Source organism: Sphingomonas sp. S2-65, assembly GCF_021513175.1.
GTDB lineage: Bacteria > Pseudomonadota > Alphaproteobacteria > Sphingomonadales > Sphingomonadaceae > Sphingomonas.
On sequence record NZ_CP090953.1, the window covers coordinates 3,527,357 to 3,540,241 of the forward strand.

General features: G+C 66.9%; 17 protein-coding genes and 1 tRNA gene. 6 read left to right on the forward strand and 12 right to left on the reverse strand.

Translation table 11 applies throughout. The annotated features are described in order from the left end of the window. Nucleotides 1-10 precede the first annotated feature (10 nt). From hisH to hisB, 3 genes are read right to left on the reverse strand one after another with little or no spacing between them, the layout of a single operon-like run. Entirely contained in the window at nt 11-613 is a 603-nt protein-coding gene (gene hisH / locus LZ586_RS16575) for an imidazole glycerol phosphate synthase subunit HisH (RefSeq protein ID WP_235077419.1), read from the reverse strand. After that, complete coding sequence (locus LZ586_RS16580) at nt 610-894, reverse strand: YciI family protein (RefSeq protein ID WP_235077420.1); 285 nt, start codon at nt 892-894, stop codon at nt 610-612. Before LZ586_RS16580 ends, hisH begins: the two co-directional genes overlap by 4 nt. Beyond that, nucleotides 894-1,481, reverse strand: coding sequence for an imidazoleglycerol-phosphate dehydratase HisB (gene hisB, locus LZ586_RS16585; RefSeq protein WP_235077421.1), 588 nt, complete (start codon nt 1,479-1,481; stop codon nt 894-896). Before hisB ends, LZ586_RS16580 begins: the two co-directional genes overlap by 1 nt. Before the next feature lie 72 nt (nt 1,482-1,553). Between hisB and LZ586_RS16590 the strand changes: the two genes are divergently transcribed. Further along, on the forward strand, nt 1,554-2,042 hold the full coding sequence (locus LZ586_RS16590; protein WP_235077422.1) for an SspB family protein: 489 nt from the start codon (nt 1,554-1,556) through the stop codon (nt 2,040-2,042). A 37-nt stretch (nt 2,043-2,079) separates the two neighbouring features. Next, nucleotides 2,080-2,154: transfer RNA gene (locus LZ586_RS16595), tRNA-Asn, on the forward strand. Nucleotides 2,155-2,189: 35 nt separating this feature from the next. Here LZ586_RS16595 and LZ586_RS16600 read toward each other — a convergent pair. Further along, complete coding sequence (locus tag LZ586_RS16600; RefSeq protein ID WP_235077423.1) at nt 2,190-2,867, reverse strand: PilZ domain-containing protein; 678 nt, start codon at nt 2,865-2,867, stop codon at nt 2,190-2,192. A gap of 180 nt (nt 2,868-3,047) precedes the next feature. Here LZ586_RS16600 and fumC point away from each other — a divergent pair, with 180 nt between their 5' ends. The 4 genes from fumC to gmk all read left to right on the forward strand — a co-directional run bounded on the left by fumC (nt 3,048) and on the right by gmk (nt 5,695). Then, the gene (gene fumC, locus LZ586_RS16605; protein WP_235077424.1) at nt 3,048-4,436 is read left to right on the forward strand and encodes a class II fumarate hydratase; all 1,389 of its coding nucleotides are present in this window, start codon (nt 3,048-3,050) and stop codon (nt 4,434-4,436) included. 190 nt (nt 4,437-4,626) lie between these two features. After that, nucleotides 4,627-4,818 (forward strand): hypothetical protein, encoded by a 192-nt coding sequence (locus LZ586_RS16610; protein WP_235077425.1) that lies wholly within the window; start codon nt 4,627-4,629, stop codon nt 4,816-4,818. Continuing rightward, on the forward strand, nt 4,815-5,009 hold the full coding sequence (locus LZ586_RS16615) for a hypothetical protein (protein ID WP_235077426.1): 195 nt from the start codon (nt 4,815-4,817) through the stop codon (nt 5,007-5,009). The genes LZ586_RS16610 and LZ586_RS16615 overlap by 4 nt, the downstream gene beginning before the upstream one ends. A 35-nt stretch (nt 5,010-5,044) precedes the next feature. Then, the gene (gene gmk / locus LZ586_RS16620; RefSeq protein WP_235077427.1) at nt 5,045-5,695 is read left to right on the forward strand and encodes a guanylate kinase; all 651 of its coding nucleotides are present in this window, start codon (nt 5,045-5,047) and stop codon (nt 5,693-5,695) included. A 36-nt stretch (nt 5,696-5,731) separates the two neighbouring features. Here gmk and LZ586_RS16625 read toward each other — a convergent pair whose 3' ends face one another. The 8 genes from LZ586_RS16625 to LZ586_RS16660 form a co-directional block, all read right to left on the reverse strand. Further along, a complete protein-coding gene (locus tag LZ586_RS16625; protein ID WP_235077428.1) occupies nt 5,732-6,409 on the reverse strand; it encodes an ATP12 family chaperone protein in 678 nt (225 codons plus the stop codon). Further along, nucleotides 6,406-6,624, reverse strand: coding sequence for a hypothetical protein (locus tag LZ586_RS16630; RefSeq protein WP_235077429.1), 219 nt, complete (start codon nt 6,622-6,624; stop codon nt 6,406-6,408). Before LZ586_RS16630 ends, LZ586_RS16625 begins: the two co-directional genes overlap by 4 nt. After that, nucleotides 6,621-7,280 carry an HAD-IA family hydrolase gene (locus LZ586_RS16635; RefSeq protein WP_235079835.1) on the reverse strand — a complete coding sequence of 220 codons (660 nt, stop codon included), beginning with the start codon at nt 7,278-7,280 and terminating at the stop codon, nt 6,621-6,623. The genes LZ586_RS16630 and LZ586_RS16635 overlap by 4 nt, the downstream gene beginning before the upstream one ends. Nucleotides 7,281-7,329: 49 nt before the next feature. After that, the gene (locus LZ586_RS16640; RefSeq protein ID WP_235077430.1) at nt 7,330-8,718 is read right to left on the reverse strand and encodes an RluA family pseudouridine synthase; all 1,389 of its coding nucleotides are present in this window, start codon (nt 8,716-8,718) and stop codon (nt 7,330-7,332) included. Beyond that, a complete protein-coding gene (crcB, locus tag LZ586_RS16645) occupies nt 8,715-9,092 on the reverse strand; it encodes a fluoride efflux transporter CrcB (RefSeq protein ID WP_235077431.1) in 378 nt (125 codons plus the stop codon). The genes LZ586_RS16640 and crcB overlap by 4 nt, the downstream gene beginning before the upstream one ends. Before the next feature lie 258 nt (nt 9,093-9,350). Then, entirely contained in the window at nt 9,351-10,079 is a 729-nt protein-coding gene (locus tag LZ586_RS16650; protein WP_235077432.1) for a hypothetical protein, read from the reverse strand. Between the two features lie 79 nt (nt 10,080-10,158). Next, nucleotides 10,159-10,929, reverse strand: a complete 771-nt coding sequence (locus tag LZ586_RS16655) for an EAL domain-containing protein (protein WP_235077433.1) — start codon at nt 10,927-10,929, stop codon at nt 10,159-10,161. A 90-nt stretch (nt 10,930-11,019) separates the two neighbouring features. Beyond that, a complete protein-coding gene (locus LZ586_RS16660; protein WP_235077434.1) occupies nt 11,020-12,885 on the reverse strand; it encodes an ABC-F family ATP-binding cassette domain-containing protein in 1,866 nt (621 codons plus the stop codon).

Consider the following 12,885-nt stretch of genomic DNA (forward strand, 5'->3'; position numbering starts at 1 on the left):
AATGTTTTCATCACGGCTTCCATGCCAAAAACCTTTGCAGCAGCGCGATACCGTAGCGCTGGCTCTTTTCGGGGTGAAACTGCACGCCGGCCAGATTGTCGCGGCCGATCGCCGCGGTGACCTGCGCGCCGTGTTGCGTGGTCGCCAGCACATGCTCGCCTTCGAAGGCGAAGCTGTGCAGGAAATATGCCTCGCCCGGCTCGAGCAGCGGATGGTCGCCACATGGCACGACGTCGTTCCAGCCCATGTGCGGCACTCGGACTTCGGGGGAAGGGGGCAGTTGCCGGACTACGCCGGGGATCCAGCCCAGCCCGCCATGCACGCCCAGTTCCTCGCCGCGCGTCGCCATCAGCTGCATGCCGACGCACACGCCCAGGAACGGCGCACCTTCGTTTAGGACACGCTGCTCCATTGCGGCGACCATGCCGTCGATCTCGCGCAGGCCGTTGGCGCACGCGCCGAACGCGCCCACTCCAGGAAGCACGATACGGTCGGCCTTGGCGACGACATTGGGGTCGGCGGTGATGACGAGGTCCTGCGCGCCCGCCGCCTTCAGCGCGTTGTGCACCGAATGGAGGTTGCCCGCGCCATAATCGATCAGCGCGAGCGTCACTGCGCCAGCGCTTCCAGCCCCGGGGCGAGGATGCTCGGCGCGACCTCGACGAACTGGTAGTCCGCCGCGCCCTCGACCGCGAACGGGTCGCCCGCGGCCCAGGCCTTCACCTCGTCCAGGCTCCCGCGCGCCATCAACATGCCGCCGGTAACCGGAACCTGGCGGCCCGCCAGCAACAAGCGGCCATCGGCAAGCCCCTGCTTCAGCCACTCGACATGCGCAGGCCGCAGCCGGTCGATCTCGGCGATGTCGACCTTGTAGGACAACAGCACGACGATCATCACAGCACTCCCTTGGTCGACGGAATGGCGCCGGCCTTGCGCGGGTCGATCTCGACCGCCTCGCGCAGCGCCCGCGCCAGGCCCTTGAAGGCAGCCTCCGCGACATGGTGGTTGTTGGTGCCGTACAGCGTCTCGACGTGCAGCGTCACGCCGGCGGTCTGCGCGAAACTGTGGAACCAGTGCTCGAACATCTCGGTGTCCATCTCGCCCAGCTTCTTCTGGCTGAACCTGGTCTTCCACACCAGGTAAGGGCGCCCGGAGATGTCGATCGCCACGCGTGCGAGCGTCTCGTCCATCGGCGAGAGCGCATCGGCGTAGCGGCGGATGCCCTTCTTGTCGCCGAGCGCCTTGGCCACCGCCTCGCCGATCGCGAGCCCCGTGTCCTCGACGGTATGGTGCTGATCGATATGCAGGTCGCCGACCGTCTTCACGTCCATGTCGATCAGCGAATGGCGGCTCAGCTGTTCGAGCATATGATCGAAGAAGCCGACCCCGGTGGAAATGCTGTACGTTCCCGTACCATCCAGGTTGACGGTGACGTCTACCGAGGTTTCGCTCGTCTTGCGGCTGATCGTGGCGGTGCGCATGTCCGCCTCACATAGCGACGCGGGCGGCGCATGCAATCTTGACCAGCGGGCTCCAGCCGCTACCCAGAGGGGATGAACGCCACCGTGCCCGATAGCCTGATTCCCTACGACGAAATCGTGCAGGAAGCCCTGCGCGCCGTTGTCGGCCGCGTTCTCAATTCGGTGGCCGCGACTCAGGCACTGCCGGGCGCGCATCATTTCTACATCACGTTCAAGACGCATGCGCCGGGGGTGGACATCCCGCAACGGCTGATCGAGCGTTTCCCTGACGAGATGACCATCGTCCTCCAGCACCGTTTCTGGGACCTGAAGGTCGATGACGAGCGGTTTTCGGTGGGCCTCAGCTTTGGCGGCGTGCCGTCGATCCTGACCGTCCCGTTTTCCGCGATCACGGGTTTCCATGATCCCGCGGTCAACTTCGAACTGCGCTTCCACGTGACGGAACTGGGCGAAGAGCCAGGGCAGCATGATGCCGCGGAGAATGACGGCGACACCGTCGTCGTGAAGCCGGCAGAGGACGGCTCCAACGTCGTCTCGGTGGACTTCAAGCGGAAGAAGTAACCGCTACGGGCGATCGCCCCTGGCCCAACGGCCGTGTTCCCCGGTAGCTCAGCGGTAGAGCGTTCGACTGTTAATCGAATGGTCGCCTGTTCGAATCAGGCCCGGGGAGCCATCTCTTTCACCCTGTCCTTGCAGCGATGAAGGCGTTCAGGCCTGCACCGGGCGCATGAGCCGGATCCGCAGATCCTCCATCTTCACTTGACCCGCGGCGGCGGCGCGGTCGGGCGCGTTGAGGATCGCGCCGAGATGTTCGAGCATCTGGCTCGCGCGGTCCAGGTTCTGTAGCGCGCGTGCGTGGCGCTGGAGCAGGATCGGGTCCTCGACCAGATCTTCGCCCAGGCTGTCGAGCAGGCGCTGCACGTACAGGATCTCCTCGGCGACTCGCGCTTCGATCGCCTCCTTGCCGGGTGCGGAGGGCGATGCGGGGCTCGGCTCGGGCGGCAACGCCGCCCCCGCGCGCAATGCCCGCTGGATCGCATCGACGCGCTGCTGCCCCTTGTGGCCGTTGAAAGTGGGTGTGAGCAGTCCCGCCACCCATTCGTCGACCGAGATGGTGGTGGCTTCGAACTGGACGCCGCAGCGGCCAGCCGCTTGCCAGACCACCGTGGCCGGCATTTCGATCACCGAGCGGCGCAGCACCAGCCTGGTGCCGATATTGGGGAGCGCCACGCCGTCCAGCATCGCTCCGCCCGGGGACAGGTTGCGGATGCGGACGGTTGCGGACAGGGTTCCCGCCTCGATCGTCGCGGCCAGCAGCAGGTTCTTTCGCGGCGCGCGCGAAACCTGTCCTTCAAAGCCTGGATCTGTCGGTATAGCGGTACCCACCGTCGCGATCACTCCACCCCCGAGCGTTGTGCCCCGCGCCTGCCATACCCGGCTTCTGACAACGCTTGGTAAATGCCGCGCCGCGCGCTTCAGCAATTTTGACATCTCGGCTGCGCTGGCATCCGCCAGGCAGCGGGGCTAGAGCCGGGCCAATTGCATTCCGAGGCACTGGAGGACCGCTTGACCACTCGCACCGAAACCGACTCGATCGGCGCCATCGAAGTTCCCGCCGACGCTTATTGGGGCGCGCAGACCCAGCGCTCGATCGAGAATTTCCCGTTCGGCGCGACCGAGCGCATGCCGCTGGGCATCGTCCACGCCCAGGCGATCGTGAAGCAGGCAGCGGCGCGGGTGAACGTCAAGCACGGGCTCGACCCCGAAATCGCCAAGGTGATCGACCAGGCCGCGCAGGAAATCGTCGACGGCAAGCTCGACGACCAGTTCCCGCTGGTGATCTGGCAGACCGGCAGCGGCACCCAGACCAACATGAACGTGAACGAGGTCATCGCCGGCCGCGCCAACGAGATCCTGACCGGCAACAAGGGCGGCAAGTCGCCGATCCATCCCAACGACCATGTCAACATGGCGCAGTCGTCGAACGATTCGTTTCCGACCGCGCTGCATATCGCCGCGGCGCGCGCCGTAACGTTGCAGCTCTACCCGGCGCTCGATCGCCTGCACGCCTCGCTTCAGGCGAAGGTCGATGCCTGGGATCACATCGTCAAGATCGGCCGCACGCACCTTCAGGACGCGACGCCGCTGACGCTGGGCCAGGAATTTTCCGGCTATGCCGCGATGCTCGATTCGGCGCGCGCACGCTTTGCCAGCGTGCTCGAGCTCGACATCTTCAAGCTCGCGCTGGGCGGCACCGCCGTCGGCACCGGCCTCAACGCGCCGGCCGGCTATGCCGAGGATGTCGCGGCGGAGATCGCCAACATCACCGGCCTGCCGTTCGTCACTGCGCCCAACAAGTTCGAGGCGCTGGCGACCAAGGACCAGCTCGTTAACCTGTCGGGCGTCTGCAACACGCTGGCCGTGTCGCTCAACAAGATCGCCAACGACATCCGCCTGCTGGGCAGCGGCCCGCGATCGGGCCTGGGCGAGCTCGACTTGCCGGCGAACGAGCCGGGCAGCTCGATCATGCCCGGCAAGGTCAACCCGACGCAGAGCGAGTCGCTGACGATGGTCGCGGCGCAGGTGATCGGCAACCACATGGCCGTCACTGTCGGTGGCATGCAGGGCCATTTCGAGCTCAACGTGTTCAAGCCGCTGATCGGCTCGAACGTGCTGCGCTCGATCCACTTGATGTCGGTCGGCATGGTCAGCTTCGCCGAGCGCGCGGTGGACGGCGCCAAGGCCAACGAGAAGCAGATCGCCGATCTGGTCGGCCGTTCGCTGATGCTGGTGACTGCGCTCGCGCCCGCGATCGGCTATGACAATGCCGCCAAGATCGCCAAGAACGCGCATGAAAAGGGCCTGACCCTCAAAGAATCCGGGCTGGCGTTGGGCCTGGTCGACGAAGCGACCTTCGATCAGTACGTCCGCCCCGAGACCATGGTCGGGCGGTAATCTATAAATCCTCCCTGGCACGGGGAGGGGGACCATGCGAAGCATGGTGGAGGGGGAGCGCCACAGGCGAGTAGTTCGCGGAAGCCCCCTCCACCCCTCGCTGTGAGGGCGGTCCCCCTCCCTGTGCCGGGGAGGATTACACGGAACCCATCTTCGTCTCCTTCGCTTGTCCTCGCACAAGGAGACACACATGATCGGCGAAGCGATTGCCGGCCTTATCGGCCACAAGATTGATGCCAGCGATGGTGAAGGCGGCGCGGTCGGCGCGGTGGCTGGCGTGGCCGTCTGGAAGGTCGCCAAGGCCGTGATCCCCGCCGCTTTGTTCTTCGGCGCGATCGCCTATGGCATCCACTATCTGGCCAATCAGGGCGACGACGCATGATCCGCAACATCCTGGGCGCCGTGATCGGCAGCCAGATCGATCGGCGCGACGGCCGCGGCGGCGTCAAGGGCGCGGTGCTCGGCTATGCCGCCCAGCGCGCGCTGACTCGCATGGGCGCGCCCGGCCTGGTGCTCGCCGGCGGCTATGGCGTGTACCGCATGCTCAAGGACCGGCGGAACCGCCGGGTGTGACTTGACGGGGCATAGTCTCCACGCCACTAGCCCCCATGCCGCACCGCACCGAAAACGATCCGCATAAATTCCGCCGTCGCGGCGTTCTCTTCGTCCTGTCCTCGCCCTCGGGAGCCGGCAAGTCGACGATCGCGCGCAAATTGCTGGCGGCGGATCCGTTTCTCGAAATGTCGGTCTCCTACACTACGCGTCCGATGCGCCCGGGCGAACAGGACGGGGTCGACTATAACTTCGTCGACCTCGACCGCTTCCGCGAGATGGTCACGGATAATGAGTTCCTGGAATGGGCGCACGTGTTCGACCATCGCTACGGCACGCCGCGCGAGACCGTAAACGCGATCCTCGCCTCGGGCCGCGACGTGCTGTTCGACATCGATTGGCAAGGCGCGCAGCAGCTGTTCCAGCTCGCCGGCGGCGACGTCGTGCGTGTCTTCATCCTGCCGCCCAGCCTGAAGGTGCTGCACGAGCGGCTGATCAATCGCGGCACCGACTCGGTGGAAGTGATCGACGCGCGCATGTCGCGGGCCAATAACGAAGTCAGCCACTGGGACGGCTATGACTATGTTCTGGTCAACGACGAAGTCGAGCAGTGCTATGAAAGCGTCCACACGATCCTGAAGGCCGAACGCCTCCGCCGCTCCCGCCAAACCGGCCTGATCGGCTTCATCCGCGGCCTGAACAAGTAACTCCCAATCCTCCCCCTGGCAGGGGAGGATGAAGCTTCACAGCAACCCGAGAAACCGCACCCCCGCATCGAAGTCTCGCCGCCGCGCCTGCTCGGCTTCGACCGCCAGCACGTCCTCGCCCCATTGCTCGGCCTGCCAGTCCTCGTCGACTCGCGCCGCGCGCCACACCGTCTCGGCGTCGGCGGCACCCTCCAGCAGCGCCAGCGCCGCCACGATCGACCCGCTGATCGTCACCAGCGGCGAGAGTCCCGCCAGCCGGAACGCGTCGAGCGCCAGCACCGCCTCGCGCAGCCGTGCGACCGTCGCCTGGGGCTGGGCGCGGTGCATCACGCCGGTGGCGATTTCGAAATGTACGTCATACCGCCCGCGTGCCCAGTCGAGCAGCGGGTCCCAGGCGGCGGCCTGCCGTGCTACCAGCGGCTCGGGCTCGCCCGCGCGGTAATAAAGGAGGTCGGTCTCGCCGTAAGCCGCCAGCCCCTCGGCAAACGCCTCGCGCGCTGCCGACACGCGGTCGATCGCGGCATTGGCCAGCCCGGTCAGCGGCATCGCCCGTGGATTGAGCGTGTCGCCCACCGCGCGCCACTCCTCGGCGACCGCCTCGGCAAGCTGTGGCGTGGGCAGGGCCAAGGGCACTCGGCCAGGCGTGCGCACCGGCTTCCCGTCCAGCGCGACTTCGCCGTTCTCGACGCGTACGTCCTTCCAGAATCGTCTCACGGGGCGGGGGTCTTCCATTTTCGGGCCATGGCACGCGGCACCACGGCCATGACGTAGAGCGAGGCGAGGATCAACGCGCCGCCCAGCAGGGTATGTTCCGTCGCCTGCGATCGCCCCATGATCAACAGCCCCAGCACCGCGCCCGCAGCCGCCGCCAGGTTGACGCCGCTCATCAGGTAATAGCGCTTGCGCGCCAGCCGATCCGCCTCGGTCATAAATCCTCCAGATGCGCCGGCAGTTCGCGGGCATGCTCCAGGACATGCCGCGCGCCGGCGTCGAGAAGTTCATGCCGGGTGTGGTATCCCCATGCAACACCTATGGCGTGCGCGCCCGCCGCCCGGGCCATCGCCATGTCGAAGCTGGTATCGCCGATCACCACGGTAGTCGCGGGCGCCGCACCGGCTTCCGCCATCGCCGTCTCGACCATCGACGGGTGCGGCTTGGAGGGGTGCCGATCCGCGGTCTGCAGCGTCACGAAGCGGTGCCGCAGGCCGTGATGCTCCAGCACCCGGATCAGGCCGCGATCGGACTTGCCCGTCGCCACGCCGAGCAGCCAGCCCCGCGCGTCCAGCGTCTCGATCGCTTCGAGGATGCCGTCATATAGCGGCTCATCCTCGATCTGCCCGGCGCTGCGCAGCGCGAAATAGGCCTGCTTGTACGCCTCGGCCATCGCTTCGTGCAGGTCCGCCTCCGCATCCGGATGCAGCCGCGCGATCGCTTCCACCAGGCTCAGCCCGACGATCCGCCGGATCGCTTCGCGGCTGGGGGGCGCCAGCTTCTGCCCCTCGAAACACTGCTCCATCGCCAGGCAGATACTCGCCTGGCTGTCGACCAGCGTGCCATCGCAATCGAAGATCGCGAGCCGGTTCACCACGAGAAGAATCCTTCCCCGAAAGGGGAGGTTTTAACAGAGTTGAAGGTCACCGACCGCCTCGGCCGCCCCCACCGCGCGGGCCGGAACCGCCGCCGCTGCCGCCGCCGCCGGTGCGCGGGCCGGAACCTCGACTGCCTCCTGCGGGACCGCCAGTCCGCGGGCCGGTGCCGCCACTCCGCCCGGCTGGGCCGCCGGTTCGTGGGCCAGCGCCGCCGGTGCGCGGGCCGGGTGCTCCGGTCCGTGCGCCGCTGCCGCCCGCACGCGGCCCCTCCGCGGCACGTCCCGCAGGCGCGCGCGGTTTCGCGGAAGGCTTGCCGCTGCGCGCCGTCTCGGCGCGGGCACTATTGCTTTCCGCGCGCCCGCGGCGTTCGCCCCGGCGCTCCTTGCGAACGGTTTTCGCGTGCGCCCGCGCCTGCGACTTGAGCTCGTCGCGGCTGAGCGGCGGACGGTCCTCGAACGCCGTCATCTCACCCAATGCCAGGTCGAAGCCCAGCGTCTTCATCGATTCGGCGAAGTGGCTCGGCAGCTCGGCGGTGATGTCGATCTTCTCGCCATCGGGATGGTCGATGCGCAGCCGCCGCGAATGCAGATGCATTTTCCGCGACACACCACCGGTCAGGAATGCTTCGGGGCCGCCATATTTGCCATCGCCGACGATCGGGTGGCCGATCGCCGCCATGTGCACGCGCAACTGGTGGGTGCGCCCGGTAAAGGGCTGAAGCTCGACCCATGCGCCGGTGTTTCCCGCGCGTTCGATCATGCGATAACGAGTGCGGGCCGCCTGGCCCTCCTTCTCGTCCACCTGCATCTTCTCGCCGCCGGTGCCCGGCTGCTTTCCGATCGGCAGGTCGATAAAGCCATCGGCGATGTCGGGCACGCCGACCACCAGCGCCCAGTAGATCTTCTTGGCAGTGCGTCCCGAAAACGACTTGGAGAAGAACGCCGCCGCCTTTGCCGAGCGGGCGACTAGCAGCGCGCCCGACGTGTCCTTGTCGAGACGGTGGACCAGCTTGGGCCGGCCCTCGGCTTCGTATTGGAGCGCGTCGAGCAAACCGTCGACATGCTCGAAGGTCTTGGTGCCGCCCTGCGTGGCGAGCCCGGGAGGCTTGTTGAGCACGATCGCCGAGGCGTCCTTGTGGATCACCATGCTCTCGGCCAGTTCTGTCTGCTCCGCGCTCAGCGCCGGACGATCGCGCTTGGGCCGGGGCGTGCTGGCCGGCTTGGGGGCTTCGGCCGGGGGCAGGCGCAGCACCTGGCCGGCGGCAAGCCGGTCGGCAGGCGTCGCGCGGGCGCCATCGACGCGCAGCTGTCCCGTGCGTGCCCAGCGTGACACGATGTTGAAGCTCACATCCTCCATGTGCCGCTTGAACCATCGGTCCAGGCGGATGCCGTCATCGTCGGGAGCGACCGTAAACTGGCGTACATCGTTGCTCATGCTACCGCCCTTGTCAGCGAAAGACCTGCCATCAGCGCGACGAGCGCGCCCAGCACGGAAATAAGAATATAGCCCAGCGCCATCGGCAAGGCGCCCCGCTCCATCATCAGGACGACGTCGAGCGAAAAGGCCGAGAAGGTCGTGAAGCCGCCCAGCACGCCGACGCCGAGCAACAGCCGCCAGGTCTCGCCGCCATTGCCGAAGCGGGAAAGATTGCCCACCAGCAGGCCCATGGCGAACCCGCCCAGCACGTTCACGGCAAGCGTGCCCCAGGGATAGCCCGGTCCCCACCAGGCGAGTGTCGCCCGACCGACCAGGTGCCGGGCACCGGCGCCGACGGCGCCGCCCAGCATCACGAGAAAAAGATTTGGCATTATGGGCCGGTAGCGGGAAATCAGCGCCTTGCCTATTCCCGCGTCATCTTGCAACGCCGCGCTCCGGGCAAGGGCGTGAAGAAAGGGGTCACGCGGAGGCGCAAAGGCGCAGAGGGCGGTAGCTTGTGGCGCCTGCATCTGCCGCATCAGCGGCCGGAAATGGACAAGGCTGATGGCTGAGGACCGCTGGCGCGGCGGGGCGTGCCCCCTCTGCCCCTGGTGCCTCCGCGTGAAACCCTCTTCTAACCCGAAAGCAGCTCAGATGCCGTTGTTGGCGACCATGTCGATGTCGGTGCCGCCATCGGGGCGCGACGTGAGGAACAGCACATAGGCGGCGTCGTCGCGTGCGCGGGTGCCGCCCAATATGTGTTCCTTGCCGTCGACCTGGTGTTCGGCGGTGTACCCGCCGCGCTTGGCCTTGGTGTAATACCAGTCGAGCAGGAGTTCCATCGGCTGCGCGGTCGAGAAGGTGACCACTCGAAGCGCGCATTTGCCGCTCTGGTTGCCCGCGGCCTCGATCACCCGCGCCTGTGGGAACAGCGGCAGGTCGGCGGGTAGGCGAGTCGCCCAGCGCGCGGAATAATTGAGAGCGCTCGCGCACTGGCTGGTGCGCGCGTTCTTCTGCCGCGACGCCAGCCCGTCCAGGGTAATGCTCTCGCGGGCGGCGGCGCATTGCGGGCAATCCTTGCCCGCGGCGATCGCCGGCGGCGCCTTCAGCATGCCTCGCATGTCGATCTTGTCGTTGTTGGTGGCGATCGCATCGCTCGGCACCATGGCGGAATAGGGCTGGGGGGGCGGACGCAGCGCATCCTTGTTCGACATCTGGGTCAGCTGCGGATCGACCATGATCTGGCCCTGCAGCGCGCTGGTCACCTGCGGGTCGGCGATATTGCCCAGTTCGGTGTCGTTGACGGGCACCGGCTCGTCCTTCTTCCCGCACGCGGCGAGCATCAGGGGCAGGGCAAGCAGAAGGGCGGGGCGAACCATCACGAGCGTTCCTCTAGAGCCTGCGCAATGTGCCACGCGCACGGTTAAGGAAGCGTTCGCCGTGTTTCGCGCCGCCAGGTCAGGCGGCATGCCGCGCGGCGTTCGCTGGCATCAAGATCGCCGGCAGCGACCGCAGCCCGGGCCGCGCGAACAGGAAACCCTGCTGGTAGCGGACGCCCAGCGCAGCCAGCGCCGCGAATTCGGCCTCGGTCTCGACACCCTCGGCGATCACGGTGATGTCCAGGCCCTGCATCATGCGCATGATGCCTTCGACGATCATCCGCCGCGGCAGGCTGGCGTCGATGCCGCGGATCAGTTCCATGTCGAGCTTCACCAGGTCGGTTTGCAACCGCGCCAGCAGGCCAAGGCCCGCATGCCCCGCGCCGAAGTCGTCCAGCGCGGTCGCGAAGCCCAGCCGCCGATAGGCATCGATGATCGTCGCGACATGATCGGTATCGACCATCTCCTCATTCTCGGTGAACTCGAAGATCAGCCGGTCGGTCGGCAGGCCGGTCGCGCGCGCGGTCTTCAGCGTCAGCTGGATGCAGGCGACCGGCGAATAGACGGCGTTGGGCAGGAAGTTGATCGACAGCCGCGCGTCGGTGTCGAGGATGCCGGCGGCTACCGCCTGCTCGATCGCCGCCACCCGGCATTGCTGGTCGAAAGCATAGCGGCTGGCCGGGGTTACCCCGCCGATGACTTCGCCGGCACTCTCGCCGGCCGGACCGCGCACCAGCGCTTCATAGGCGAAGGCGCGGCCGGTCTCGACGTCGACGATCGGCTGGAACGCCATGGCCAGCCGGAAATCCTCGGCACCCGACCTGCAACCTTCGCAACCGACTTGAGCCATGCAAGAACCTTTTCCCAGGTTTCTCCGTACCGCTCAGCCAATAACAAAGTATTGATTAGCAGATGAAAAACAGGCCGGAGCGCGCGGGCGCTACGCCTCGATTCCCTCCAGCGCCTCGCTCGCCTCCATCCACGCCGCCTCTGCCGCGTCGATCTTGTCGCTCAACTCCGAGCGCCGCTTCATCAGGTCGGTCATGCTCAGCTTGGCAAGCGCACCCTCCGCCGTCGAGGGATCGAACATCGCCCGCTCCACTGCGCTACGCTGCTCGGTAAGCTTGGCCAGCTCCGCCTCCGCCGACTTGGCCGCCTTGCGCAGTTCGGCCTCCTTCTCACGCGCCTCGGTCGCCAGCCGCCGCGCTTCCTTCTTGTCGGCCTTGGACAGCTTGGGACCCGCGCCATCCTTGCTCAGCACGAAGGCGATGTAATCGTCGAGTGACCCGTCGAACTCCTTGGCGGTCCCCTGGTCGACCAGCACCAGCCGGTCGGCCGTCATTTCCAGCATGTGACGATCGTGGCTGACCAGCACCACGGTGCCGGTATATTCGTTCAGCGCCTGGATCAGCGCTTCGCGCGCGTCGACGTCCAAGTGGTTGGTCGGCTCGTCGAGGATCAGCATGTGCGGCGCGTCGCGCGTGATCAACGCCAGCGCCAACCGCGCCCGCTCGCCGCCCGACAGCTTGCCGACCTCGGTGGTCGCCTTCTGCCCCGAAAAGCCGAACCGCCCCAGCTGGCCGCGCACCGCGCCCTGCGTCGCGCCCTTCATCAGGCTGGTCATGTGCTGCAGCGGGGTCTCGTCGCGGTCGAGCTCCTCGACCTGATACTGGGTGAAATAGCCCACCCGCATCTTGCCGCTGGCGTTCATCTCGCCTTCCATCGGCGTCAGCTGCGCCGCGAGCAATCGCGCCAGCGTCGTCTTGCCGTTGCCGTTGCGCCCCAGCAGCGCCACGCGGTCATCGGGATCGATCCGCAGGTTCAGCCGCTTGAGGATCGGCGTCGAATCATACCCCACGCTCGCCAGGTCCAGCGTGATCAGCGGCGGGCGCAGTTCGTCGGGATTGGGGAAGTCGAAGCTCAGCGTCGGATCGTCGAGCAATTCGGCGATCGGCTGCATCTTGGCCAACGCCTTCTGGCGCGACTGGGCCTGCTTTGCGGTCGAGGCACGCGCGCTGTTCTTGGCGATATAGGCCTGCAAATGCTCGCGCTGCGCCTGCTGCTTGGCCCGCGCCGAGGCGATCTGCGCCTGCCGCTCGGCGCGCTGGCGCTCGAACGAATCGTAGCCGCCCGGGTAGAGCGTCAGCTTGCCGCGATCGAGATGCAGGATATGGTCGACGACATTGTTGAGGAAGTCGCGCTCGTGGCTGACCAGCAGGATCGTCGCGGGATAGGACTTCAGAAAGTCCTCCAGCCACAGCACCGCTTCCAAATCGAGGTGGTTCGACGGCTCGTCGAGCAGCAGCATGTCGGGCTGGGAAAACAGCAACGCGGCCAGCGCCACGCGCATCTTCCACCCGCCCGAAAAGCTGTCGAGCGGCCGGTGCTGCATGTCCTCGTCGAAGCCCAGCCCGACCAGGATCTGCGACGCCCGGCTCGGCGCGGTGTACGCGTCGATCGCCATCAGCCGCTCATAGACGTCGCCCAGCCGGTCCGGATCCTGGCTGGTCTCGCTCTCCTCCAGCAGCGCGGCGCGCTCGGTGTCGGCGGCCAGCACCGTCTCGAACGGCGTCACGTCGCCCGACGGCGCTTCCTGCGCGATATAGCCGAGCTTGGCGCCGCGCGGCATTTCGACGTTGCCGGTATCGGGCTCCAATTGGCTGGCGATCACCTTCACCAGCGTCGACTTGCCCGCGCCGTTGCGGCCGATCAGCCCGATCCGGCCCTTGGGCGGCAGCTTGGCGGTGGCATTGTCGATGATCGTGCGTCCGCCGAGGCGCACCGTGATGTCGGTCAGGTTGAGCAT